The organism is Streptomyces sp. NPDC028331 (genome assembly GCF_055565775.1).
Genome location: NZ_JBVHTR010000030.1, coordinates 64,329 through 75,767, shown reverse-complemented (window position 1 = coordinate 75,767; position 11,439 = coordinate 64,329). Strand labels below are relative to the sequence as shown.

The window sequence follows — 11,439 nt, the reverse complement described above, 5'->3', positions numbered from 1 at the left end:
CAGTGGTCCGCGTCACTACTGTCGACGACGTGACTGTGATCGCGACCGAAAGCCTGAGCAAGCGGTTCCCGAGGGTGACCGCGCTTGACCGGCTCTCCGTGGACGTGGGACCCGGCGTGACCGGACTCGTCGGAGCGAACGGAGCCGGCAAGTCCACTCTGATCAAGATCCTGCTGGGTCTGTCCCCCGCCACCGAGGGCCGTGCCGAGGTGCTCGGCCTCGACGTCGCCACCAAGGGCGGCGCCATCCGCGAGCGCGTCGGATACATGCCCGAGCACGACTGCCTGCCGCCCGACGTGTCGGCCACCGAGTTCGTCGTGCACATGGCCCGCATGTCCGGCCTGCCCCCGGCCGCCGCCCGCGAACGCACCGCGGACACCCTGCGCCACGTCGGCCTGTACGAGGAGCGCTACCGCCCCATCGGCGGCTACTCCACCGGCATGAAGCAGCGTGTCAAGCTCGCCCAGGCCCTGGTCCACGACCCGCAGCTGGTGTTCCTGGACGAGCCGACCAACGGCCTCGACCCGGTCGGCCGTGACGAGATGCTCGGCCTGATCCGCCGCGTGCACACCGACTTCGGCATCTCGGTCCTGGTCACCTCCCACCTGCTCGGCGAACTCGAGCGCACCTGCGACCACGTCGTGATCATCGACGGCGGCAAGCTGCTGCGCTCCAGCTCCACCCGGGACTTCACCCAGACCACCACGACCCTCGCGATCGAGGTGACCGACTCCGACGAGCACCCGGACGGCACCCGCGCGGTGCGCGACGCGCTCCACGCGCGCGGGGTGACCACCCAGGACGGCAGCGGCCTGCCGGGCTCCGGCCACCTCCTGCTGCTGACCGCGGAGGGCGAGCAGACGTACGACCTCGTCCGGGACGTCGTCGCCGACCTCGGTCTCGGCCTCGTCCGTATGGAGCAGCGCAGGCACCACATCGCTGAGGTCTTCAAGGACAGCGACGCCGAGCGGAAGGAGGCGGTCGGTCATGGCGGTTGAGCAGCCCCTGGCCCAGAAGGCCGAACAGACCCGGATCCACAACATCGGCTACCGCTCGTACGACGGCCCGCGCCTGGGCCGCGCCTACGCCCGCCGCTCGCTCTACTCGCAGTCCCTGCGCGGCGCCTACGGCCTCGGCCGCTCGGTGAAGTCCAAGGTGCTGCCGATGCTGCTGTTCGTGGTGATGTGCGCGCCCGCGCTGATCATGGTCGCGGTGGCGGTCGCCACCAAGGCGAAGGACCTGCCCGTCGAGTACACGCGCTACGCGATCATCATGCAGGCGGTCATCGGCCTGTACATCGCCTCGCAGGCGCCCCAGTCGGTCTCGCGCGACCTGCGCTTCAAGACCGTTCCGCTGTACTTCTCCCGCCCCATCGAGACCGCGGACTACGTCCGCGCCAAGTACGCGGCGCTGGCCTCGGCGATGTTCATCCTGACGGCCGCGCCCCTGCTCGTCCTCTACGTGGGCGCACTGCTCGCCAAGCTGGACTTCGCCCACCAGACCAAGGGATTTGCCGAGGGACTGGTCTCCGTGGCCCTGCTCTCCCTGCTGTTCTCCGGAATCAGCCTCGTCATCGCGGCGGCGACGCCCCGGCGCGGCTTCGGTATCGCCGCCGTCATCGCCGTCCTGACCATCTCCTACGGAGCCGTCTCGACCATCCAGGCGATTGCGGAGGTCCACTCGGGCAACTCCACGGCCCTGGTGTGGATGGGTCTGTTCTCGCCCATCACCCTCATCGACGGGGTGCAGACCGCCTTCCTCGGCGCGAGCTCCTCCTTCCCCGGCGGGCACGGGCCCTCGACCGCGCAGGGAGTCGTCTTCCTCCTCGTCGTCCTCGGACTCATCGCCGGCAGCTACGGTCTGCTGACGCGCCGCTACCAAAAGGTGGGACTGTGACTACCCTCACCATCGACCACGTCTCCCGATGGTTCGGCAACGTGGTCGCCGTCAACGACGTCACGATGACCATCGGCCCCGGAGTCACCGGCCTGCTCGGCCCGAACGGCGCGGGGAAGTCCACCCTCATCAACATGATGGGCGGCTTCCTCGCCCCCTCCACCGGCTCCGTCACCCTCGACGGACAGCCGGTGTGGCGCAACGAGCAGATCTACCGGCACATCGGCATCGTCCCCGAGCGGGAGGCGATGTACGACTTCCTCACCGGCCGCGAATTCGTCGTCGCCAACGCCGAGTTGCACGGCCTGGGCGCGAAGGCCGCCCAACGGGCGCTGGCCACGGTCGAGATGGAGTACGCGCAGGACCGGAAGATCTCCACGTACTCCAAGGGCATGCGGCAGCGCGTGAAGATGGCGTCCGCGCTCGTGCACGACCCGTCGCTGCTGCTGCTCGACGAGCCGTTCAACGGCATGGACCCGCGCCAGCGCATGCAACTCATGGAACTGCTGCGGCGCATGGGCGCCGAGGGCCGCACCGTGCTGTTCTCCTCCCACATTCTCGAAGAGGTCGAGCAGTTGGCCTCGCACATCGAGGTGATCGTCGCCGGACGGCACGCGGCGAGCGGCGACTTCCGCAGGATCCGTCGCCTGATGACCGACCGTCCGCACCGCTACCTGGTGCGTTCCAGCGACGACCGGGCACTCGCGGCCGCGCTGATCGCCGACCCGTCGACGTCCGGCATCGAGGTCGACCTCGCCGAGGGTGCCCTGCGCATCCAGGCGGTCGACTTCGGCCGGTTCACGACGCTGCTGCCGAAGGTCGCGCGTGAGCACGGCATCCGGCTGCTCACGGTCTCGCCCTCCGACGAGTCCCTCGAGTCCGTCTTCTCGTACCTGGTCGCGGCGTAGGAGGCCGAAGATGTACGACCCCACAGTCGCCCGGCTCACCTACCGGGGCCTGCTCGGCCGCCGCCGGGCCCTCATCCTCGGCGCGCTGCCCGTCCTGCTGATCGTGATCTCCGCGGTCGTCCGGGCGCTGACCGGCGCCGACGACCAGGTCGCCCACGACGTCCTCGGCGGGTTCGCCCTGGCCACGATGGTCCCGATCATCGGTGTCATCGCCGGCACCGGCGCGATCGGGCCCGAGATCGACGACGGCTCGGTGGTGTACCTGCTGGCCAAGCCGGTGAAGCGGCCCACGATCATCTTCACCAAGCTGATCGTGGCGATCGCCGTCACCATGGCGTTCTCCGCGCTGCCCACGCTCATCGCCGGACTGATCCTCAACGGCAATGGCCAGCAGATAGCGGTCGCCTACACCGTGGCGGCGCTGGTCTCCTCCATCGCATACGCGGCGCTGTTCCTGCTGCTCGGCACGGTGAGCCGGCACGCGGTGGTCTTCGGCCTGGTCTACGCGCTCGTCTGGGAGGCTCTGTTCGGCTCGCTGGTCTCCGGGGCGCGCACGCTGAGCGTCCAGCAGTGGTCGCTGGCGGTGGCCCACAAGGTCTCCGACAGCTCCCTGGTCACCTCGGACGTCGGGCTGCCCACCGCGACGGTCCTGCTGGTCGTGGTGACCGTGGCCGCCACCTGGTACGCGGGGCAGAAGCTGCGGACGCTGACGCTGGCGGGCGAGGAGTGACGGTCCCCGCGGGGTTCGAGCGGGGGCCCGGGGTGGGAGTGCGGTGCGCGACGGGCCGTACTCCCACCTTCCCGGACTCGTGAACAGGCCGTCCTTCTTGCTTTTTTCGAAGGCTTTCTTGACGGCGGTCTCACACCTGCCTGGGCACACTGGGCAAAGGGGATGCACAGCAGCGGAAAGGACCGGGGATGACTGCTCAGGCCCCACAGGGTGACGGGCCGGGTGAGACCGGCGACGCCTGGGACGGTGTCGTGTTCGACGAGGACTTCATACGGTCCGCGTCGACCACCGAACCGTCCGCACGCGCCCGGATGCTGGCAGCGCGCTGGCGCAACCAGGCGCCCGACCCGCAGCCGTGGCGCTCCGACGAGCCGCCCGCCGGCTGGTTCTTCAGCAAGGCGCGGCGCCGCAGGTGGCGGCGCCGGTAACGGCGCTCACCGGTCGTCATCTCTCGCGGAGGATGCGCGGATCGAACGCGCGCGGGGCTGACCCCGACCACGGCTTAGCAAGCCGGTGCCTTACCACTCGGCCAATCCTCCGGGTGGGCGGCCCACGCGACATGCGTATCGCGTGCTCGAAGCGGCCGCCCCGGGCAGCTCCCCGTGTGGGGCGGGCTCGACGGAGGGGTGACTACTCCGGAGCTCGCCGCGGGCTGCCCTGTCGGGAGCTCGGCGTACTGCCGTGCATGGACATCGCCCAGCTCCTCTCCCAGAACGTGGCGCCGGCGCGATCCGGCGTCGTGGACGTCACCACTGTGCCCGTTCGCCGAAGTGGGGCGCCACTGAATAAAAGCCGCGCGGGCGGTGTCCCGGACCCGGCCTCCGGCCGGACGACGGGACTTTCGCAACGCGCCCTAGCCCAGCAACCGCTCCAGCACCACCGCGATGCCGTCCTCGTCGTTGGCCAGCGTCACCTCGTCCGCGACCGCTTTCAGATCCGCGTGCGCGTTGGACATGGCCACACCGTGGGCCGCCCACGCGAACATCGGTATGTCGTTGGGCATGTCGCCGAAGGCGATCGTGTCCGCGGCCTTCACCCCGAGCCGGCGCGCCGCCAGCGACAGGCCCGTCGCCTTGCTCAGGCCGAGGGGGAGGATCTCGACGATGCCCTCGCCCGCCATGGTCACCCCCACCAGACCGCCGGCGGCCTGCTGCGCAGCCTCGGCGAGTTCGTCGTCACCGAGGGTCGGGTGCTGGAGGTACACCTTGTTCAGCGGCGCCGACCACAGCTCCGCCGCGTCCTTGATCGGCTGGTACGGCAGCGGCCCGTCGTGGACCCGGTAGCCGGGGCCGACCAGGACCTCGCCCTCCAGACCGTCCCGGCTCGCCGCGAGCAGCAGCGGGCCCACCTCGGCCTCGATCTTGGCCAGGGCCAGACCCGCTATCTGCCGGTCCAGCGTCACCGACGTCAGCAGGCGGTGCCGCCCCGCGTCGTAGACCTGGGCGCCCTGGCCGCACACGGCGAGGCCCCGGTAGCCGAGGTCGTCCAGGATGGGGCGCGTCCAGGGGACCGCCCGCCCGGTGACGACGATATGCGCGGCGCCCGCCGCGGTGGCCGCGGCGAGCGCCTCTCGCGTGCGCTGCGAGACCGTCTCGTCGGAGCGCAGCAGCGTGCCGTCGAGGTCGGTCGCGATCAGGCGGTAGGGCAACGTGGACGGAGACCCGGCGTGTTCGCCCGTGCTCACTTGGCCACGGGCTCCAGCACTTCCCGGCCGCCCAGGTAGGGACGCAGGATCTCGGGCACCCGCACCGAGCCGTCGGCCAGCTGGTGGTTCTCCAGGATCGCCACGATGGTGCGCGGTACGGCGCACAGCGTGCCGTTCAGCGTCGCCAGCGGCTGCACCTTCTTGCCGTCCCGCATGCGGACGGACAGCCGGCGCGCCTGGAAGGTGTCGCAGTTGGAGGTCGAGGTCAGCTCGCGGTACTTGCCCTGGGTGGGGATCCACGCCTCGCAGTCGTACTTCCGCGACGCCGACGCGCCGAGGTCGCCCGTGGCCACGTCGATGACCTGGAACGGCAGCTCGAGCGAGGTCAGCCACTGCTTCTCCCACTCAAGGAGCCGCTTGTGCTCGTTCTCGGCGTCCTCGGGGTCGACGAACGAGAACATCTCGACCTTGTCGAACTGGTGCACGCGGAAGATCCCCCGTGTGTCCTTGCCGTAGGTGCCGGCCTCGCGGCGGAAGCACGGCGAGAAGCCCGCGTACCGGAGCGGCAGCTTGTCCGCGTCGATGATCTCGTCCATGTGGTACGCCGCGAGCGGGACCTCGGAGGTGCCGACCAGGTAGAAGTCGTCCTTCTCCAGGTGGTACACGTTCTCGGCGGCCTGGCCGAGGAAGCCCGTGCCCTCCATGGCGCGCGGGCGGACCAGGGCCGGCGTCAGCATCGGGGTCAGCCCGGCCTCCGTGGCCTGCGCCATCGCCGCGTTGACGAGCGCCAGCTCGAGCAGGGCGCCGACACCCGTCAGGTAGTAGAAGCGCGAGCCGGAGACCTTCGCGCCGCGCTCCACGTCGATCGCGCCGAGCGCCTCGCCGAGCTCCAGGTGGTCCTTGGGCTCGAAGCCCTCGGCGGCGAAGTCGCGGATGGTGCCGTGCGTCTCCAGGACGACGAAGTCCTCCTCGCCGCCGACCGGGACGTCCGGGTGCACCAGGTTGCCGAGCTGGAGCAGGAGCCGCTTGGTCTCCTCGTCGGCCTCGTGCTGCTCGGCGTCGGCCGCCTTGACGTCGGCGGCGAGCTGGCTCGCCTTCTTCAGCAGCTCGGACTTCTCGTCCCCGGAGGCCTTGGGGATCAGCTTGCCGAGCGCCTTCTGCTCGGAGCGGAGTTCGTCGAAGCGGACGCCGGACGACCTGCGCCGCTCGTCGGCGGAGAGGAGGGCGTCGACGAGCGCGACGTCCTCACCACGGGCGCGCTGGGAGGCGCGAACACGGTCGGGGTCCTCACGGAGCAGGCGAAGGTCAATCACCCCTCAAGGCTACCGGTGCGCGGTTACGGGACACGACCGCGTATTCCGATCCACGGGACGTGATTCCGTTATGTAGCGATTACAGACGGTGTCAATGCGAGAGAGTGATTCGCCCGAAAGGGTCAGTTCGCGAGCGATACGTTGACTCGACTTCCTTGTGCCGGCCCGGATTTGGGGTGCGCTTGTCCACAGGTATCCACAGGCCCCGAAGGGTTATCCACAGGCTGTGCGGAAGATCTGTGGACACTGGAGGTGATCATTCCCAAAGCCCTTCGGCACGGAGAGAATTCCCGTTTCAAACCGCCACTAGCCTAACTTTCGGGTGAAAAAGGGTCCCCCGATAGGTTGGTCGAAAGAAACGAGTGGACAACTGTGGCGTACGCGACGGTGGACGGAAGGGAGGCCCGTACGGCGATTTGTCGACCCGCTGACGCCACACTGTCGACTTGTCCCCAGATCGAGAAGGGGGTCTGTGGATAACTCCTGTGGACAACGAAAATCTGCAGGTAGGACCAGAGGCCCTAGAACCGGCCGTCCTGGCAGCGCGCCACCCAGTCCGCGGCGGACACGAACTCGTCGTCCGACGTCCCCGGCAGCGGCGCGCGCACGGCGTCCGGCTTGATGTCCGCGCGCGGGTACGAGCCGAGGAACCGCACCTGCAGACAGATCCGCTTCAACCCCATCAGCGCCTCGGCGACCCGGCGGTCCGAGATGTGGCCCTCGGCGTCGACGCAGAAGCAGTAGTTCCCGATGCCGGCTCCCGTCGGGCGGGACTGCAGCAACATCAGGTTGATGCCCCGCACGGCGAACTCCGCCAGCAGGTCGCGCAGCCCACCGGGGTGGTCGTCACGCTGCCACAGCACGACGGAGGTCTTGTCCGCGCCCGTCGGTGCCGCGGGCCGGGCCGGCCGGCCGACCAGCACGAAGCGCGTCTGGGCGTTCTCCGCGTCGTGGATGCCGGTCTCCAGCGCCTGAAGGCCGTAGCGCGCGGCCGCGAACTCCCCCGCGAACGCGGCGTCGTAGCGGCCCTCCTGGACCAGGCGGGCGCCGTCCGCGTTCGACGCGGCGGACTCCCAGACGGCGTCCGGGAGGTGGGTCTTGAGCCAGTTGCGCACCTGCGGCTGCGCGGCGGGGTGCGCGGTGACCGTCTTGATCTCGGAGAGCTTCGTGCCGGGGCGGACGAGCAGCGCGAAGGTGATCGACAGGAGCACCTCGCGGTAGATCATCAGCGGCTCGCCCGCGACCAGTTCGTCGAGCGTGGTCGTGATGCCGCCCTCCACCGAGTTCTCGATCGGTACGAAGGCGGCCTCTGCCTCGCCGCTGCGGACGGCGTCGAGCGCCGCCGGGACGGACACCATCGGGACGAGCTCACGGGTCGCGCTCTCGGGCAGCGTCCGGAGGGCGACCTCGGTGAAGGTGCCCTCGGGACCGAGATACGCATAACTGGCTGGCATGACCTCACCCTAATGCGCCGTGCCGAGGCACGGCTCTCGCCCGGCGAAACGGCACCCCATCGAGGGCGGTCCCTACGCCTCCAGCAGTCGCTGCCCCACGTACTCCCCCTTCGCCGCGCCGCCCGGCACCGCGAACAGGCCGCTCGCCTCGTGGCGGATGAACTGCGACAGCGCGTCCCCCCGGTCGAGCTTGCGCTGCACGGTCACGAAGCCGCGCAGCGGATCGGCCTGCCAGCAGATGAACAGCAGGCCAGCGTCCGGGGTCCCGTCCGTGTCGAAACCGTCGTGGTAGGAGAACGGGCGGCGGAGCATCGCCGCGCCGCCGTTCTGGTCGGGCCGGGCGATGCGTGCGTGTGCGTTGAGGGGGACGACCAGGTTGCCGTCGGCGCCGGTCTTCTCCAGGTCCATCGCCGTGGTCTCGGTGCCGCCGCTGAGCGGGGCCCCGTCGGACTTGCGGCGGCCTATGACGTCCTCCTGGGCCTTCAGCGAGAGCTTCTCCCAGTCGTCGAGGAGCATGCGGATGCGGCGGACGACGGCGTAGGAGCCGTTCGCCATCCATGCCGGGTCGCCGGACTCGGGCACGAAGATGCGCTGATCGAAGTCGGCGTCGGTGGGCTTGGGGTTGCGGGTGCCGTCTATCTGGCCCATCAGGTTGCGGGCGGTCATGGGGCGCGCGGTCGCGCCCGGCGAGCGGTTGAAGCCGTTCATCTGCCAGCGCAGCCGGGCCGCGCCGCCCGCGTCCTTCTGGATCGCGCGCAGGGCGTGGAAGGCGACGAGCGCGTCGTCGGCGCCGATCTGCACCCACAGGTCGCCGTCGCTGCGGGACCTGTCGAGGTGGTCGGAGGAGAAGTCGGGCAGCGGGTCCAGGGCGAGCGGGCGCTGGTTCTCCAGCCCCGTACGGGAGAAGAAGCTGTGGCCGAAGCCGAAGGTGATGGTCAGGGACGAGGGCCCGGCGTCACGGGCGACATCGGTGTCGTCGTGCGCGGCCGGTTCGCCGGCCATCAGCCGCTCGGCGGTGGCGGACCAGCGCCGCAGCAGCGCGGCGGCCTCCTTGCGGCCGGCGCCCGCCGCCAGGTCGAAGGCGGCGAGGTGGCCGCGCGCCTGGAGGGCGTCGGTGATGCCGGGCTGATGTTTCCCGTGAAACATCGCCCGGTCCGCGCCCAGCGAGGTCAGCGGCGCGGTCTTCTCGTCGGGCGCGGCGGCGTATCCGGCGGCCCCGCCGGCGGCTCCGAGCGCGAGGCCGGTGGCACCCGCGGTGCCGAGGAGCCGCCGCCGGGTGATCGCCCCTCTGGACGTGGTGGTGTCGGTGGACTGGTCAGCCATCGTGGGGTTTCAGCCGATCTGCGCGTTCTTGTTCACGGTCACTTGGTCGATGTCGGAGGTCCGCACGGTCACCTCGATCTTCCAGTCGCCCGCCATCGGGATCTGCACGCCGTTCGCCGACCAGTGGCCGGTGGCGACGTGGTCGGGCGCGATCGGCAGTGGTCCGATGCTCTTGGTCTCCAGCGTGAAGGCGACCTTCACCTCGGGGACGTCGAAGGCCTTGCCGTTCGGCCGCTTCACGTAGACCTGCATCGCATTGCTGCCGACGCGGGCCGGATCGAGAGTGAGCTGCACGGTGCCCTTGCCGTCCTGGCCGCCCGTGTCGAAGGGGAGCTTCAGCGACAGGGTCCCGGAGCTCTGCGACGCGGAGGAGCCGGTGACCGCCTTGGCCGCCTCTTCCGTGCGCCCGGGCTCGGTGGTGGTCAGTGCGGTCGTGACGGCGAGCAGGACGACGGCGACGGCCGCCTCGGCGAGGACGGAGCGGCGCAGCCCGGCACGGACGGGATCGGCGTCCCGGACCCGTTTGGCGCGCGCGGCGGTGATGGCGGCCCGCTGCCGGGCGAGCTGGGCGGCTCGCTTGGAGTCACCCGGCACCGGGGACGCCTTGCCTGACGCCCCGGCCGGACGTGGGTCGTCCGCGGCGCGGGGGTCGTCCGCGGCGCCTGAGTCGTCCGCGCTGCGGAGGTCGTCCGCGCTGCGGGAAGCGTCCGCGCTGCGGGAATCGTCCGCCGCACGTGAGTCGCTCGCCGTGAGGGAGGCTTCCGACACGCCCCCCTTGGCCGACGCCGCGACCGTCGCACGCTTCTTCTCGGTCGCGTCCACCGCGGCATCGGCCGGTACGTCCGCGAGCTGCGCCGTCCACCGCCGCGAGACCCACCCGGTTCCGACCAGGACGGCGACCAACCCGACCTTCACGAGCAGCAGCCGCCCGTACGTCGTTCCGGTCAGCGCAGACCAGGAGCCGACCTGGCGCCAGGACTGGTAGACGCCGGTCGCGGCCAGCGTCACGACGCTGCCGAACGCCAGGCGAGAGAAGCGCCGGACGGCCGTCGTCCCGATCGACGGCGCCCGGTACAGCGAGACCAGCAGCGTGGCGAGTCCGCCCAGCCAGAGGGCGACCGCCAGCAGGTGCAGGACGTCGACGGGCATCGCGACGCCGGTCTGGATGCCGGTGGAGGCGTGTTCGGCCATCGCCCAGGTCGCCGCGAGTCCCGCCGCGATCACGGTCCCGCCGATGGCGAGCCCGAAGGTGAGGTCGCGCTTCTCGGCGGACGGGTCGGCGGTGCCTTCCCCGCCCTCCGCATCGGCGGCCGCCTCCTCGGCATCCCGCCGCACATACGCCCCGAACAGCACCGCGATGAACAGTGCCGCGGCCGCGAGCAGCAGCAGCCGGGACACCAGCGCCGCCCCCGCCTTGGTCTGCAGTACCTGCCCGATCAGGGACAGGTCGAAGATGTCGGCGACCTTGCCGGACCCGGTGTACGAGCCGCGCAGGAGCAGCAGGGCGAGGGTGGCCGAGGTGAGCGCCACCCATCCGGAGACGACGAGTCGCTGCACGGCCCGCACCCCGGCGCCCCGCTGCCAGCAGGCCAGTACGAAGGCCGCTCCGCCGATCAGCACGATGAACCCGGCGTAGGAGGCGTACCGCCCGATGCCGTAGAGGGTGCCGACCACCCCGCCGCCGACGGTCGGACCGGACGCCGAGACGGTGGTGGCGGACGGGGCGCCGACGGAGAAGGTGAAGGCGCCGGAGACGGGGTGGCTGTCGGCGGACACCACCTGGTAGGTGACGGTGTAGGTGCCGCGCGGGAGCCCGGGCCGCACCTGCACGCCGTAGGTCGTGCCGCTGAGGTTGGCCGGCTTTCCGGTGTCGACGCGCTGTCCCCGGGGGTCGAGGACGCGCAGCGAGCCGTCGGAGAACGCGACCTGCTCGGAGAAGGTGAGCGTGACCTGGGTGGGCGCCTTGTCGACCACCACTCCCTGCGCGGGGTCGCTGCCGAGCAGCGCGGCGTGCGCGGAGGCCGGTGCCGCCCCGGCGAACAGCCCGCCCGCGACGGCGATCAGCAGCGTCAGCAGCAGGCGGGCCGCGCGTACGCGGACCGTGCGCCGGGACGCCGCATGGATGGTGCTCGGGTCGGCGTGCCCGCCGGGAGCGATGGCCTGGGTCACG

10 protein-coding genes and 1 tRNA gene are annotated in these 11,439 nt (G+C 70.8%); 5 read left to right on the top strand and 6 right to left on the bottom strand.

The features are described from left to right. Window positions 1-35: 35 nt before the first annotated feature. From ACZ4SW_RS32670 to ACZ4SW_RS32650, 5 genes are all read left to right on the top strand, one after another. Window positions 36-998: an ABC transporter ATP-binding protein gene (locus ACZ4SW_RS32670; RefSeq protein ID WP_468252604.1), complete on the top strand. Its 963-nt coding sequence runs from the start codon at window positions 36-38 to the stop codon at window positions 996-998. Beyond that, window positions 988-1,896, top strand: coding sequence for an ABC transporter permease (locus ACZ4SW_RS32665; RefSeq protein ID WP_468252542.1), 909 nt, complete (start codon window positions 988-990; stop codon window positions 1,894-1,896). The genes ACZ4SW_RS32670 and ACZ4SW_RS32665 overlap by 11 nt, the downstream gene beginning before the upstream one ends. After that, window positions 1,893-2,804, top strand: a complete 912-nt coding sequence (locus ACZ4SW_RS32660) for an ABC transporter ATP-binding protein (protein ID WP_468252540.1) — start codon at window positions 1,893-1,895, stop codon at window positions 2,802-2,804. The genes ACZ4SW_RS32665 and ACZ4SW_RS32660 overlap by 4 nt, the downstream gene beginning before the upstream one ends. A 10-nt stretch (window positions 2,805-2,814) precedes the next feature. Further along, complete coding sequence (locus ACZ4SW_RS32655; RefSeq protein ID WP_468252538.1) at window positions 2,815-3,534, top strand: ABC transporter permease; 720 nt, start codon at window positions 2,815-2,817, stop codon at window positions 3,532-3,534. A 188-nt stretch (window positions 3,535-3,722) separates the two neighbouring features. Then, window positions 3,723-3,962, top strand: coding sequence for an SGM_3592 family protein (locus ACZ4SW_RS32650; protein WP_468252536.1), 240 nt, complete (start codon window positions 3,723-3,725; stop codon window positions 3,960-3,962). 26 nt (window positions 3,963-3,988) lie between these two features. Here the strand turns inward: ACZ4SW_RS32650 and ACZ4SW_RS32645 are convergent. The 6 genes from ACZ4SW_RS32645 to ACZ4SW_RS32620 form a co-directional block, all read right to left on the bottom strand. After that, a tRNA-Ser gene (locus ACZ4SW_RS32645) sits at window positions 3,989-4,073 on the bottom strand. Between the two features lie 314 nt (window positions 4,074-4,387). Further along, window positions 4,388-5,218, bottom strand: coding sequence for an HAD family hydrolase (locus ACZ4SW_RS32640; RefSeq protein WP_468252533.1), 831 nt, complete (start codon window positions 5,216-5,218; stop codon window positions 4,388-4,390). Further along, on the bottom strand, window positions 5,215-6,492 hold the full coding sequence (gene serS, locus ACZ4SW_RS32635; protein ID WP_468252532.1) for a serine--tRNA ligase: 1,278 nt from the start codon (window positions 6,490-6,492) through the stop codon (window positions 5,215-5,217). Before serS ends, ACZ4SW_RS32640 begins: the two co-directional genes overlap by 4 nt. Window positions 6,493-7,013: 521 nt before the next feature. Beyond that, window positions 7,014-7,946, bottom strand: a complete 933-nt coding sequence (gene pheA, locus ACZ4SW_RS32630) for a prephenate dehydratase (RefSeq protein WP_468252530.1) — start codon at window positions 7,944-7,946, stop codon at window positions 7,014-7,016. A gap of 72 nt (window positions 7,947-8,018) precedes the next feature. Beyond that, a complete protein-coding gene (efeB, locus tag ACZ4SW_RS32625; RefSeq protein WP_468252528.1) occupies window positions 8,019-9,269 on the bottom strand; it encodes an iron uptake transporter deferrochelatase/peroxidase subunit in 1,251 nt (416 codons plus the stop codon). Window positions 9,270-9,278: 9 nt separating this feature from the next. After that, window positions 9,279-11,393, bottom strand: a complete 2,115-nt coding sequence (locus ACZ4SW_RS32620; protein ID WP_468252603.1) for a copper resistance CopC/CopD family protein — start codon at window positions 11,391-11,393, stop codon at window positions 9,279-9,281. Between the last annotated feature and the right edge of the window lie 46 nt (window positions 11,394-11,439).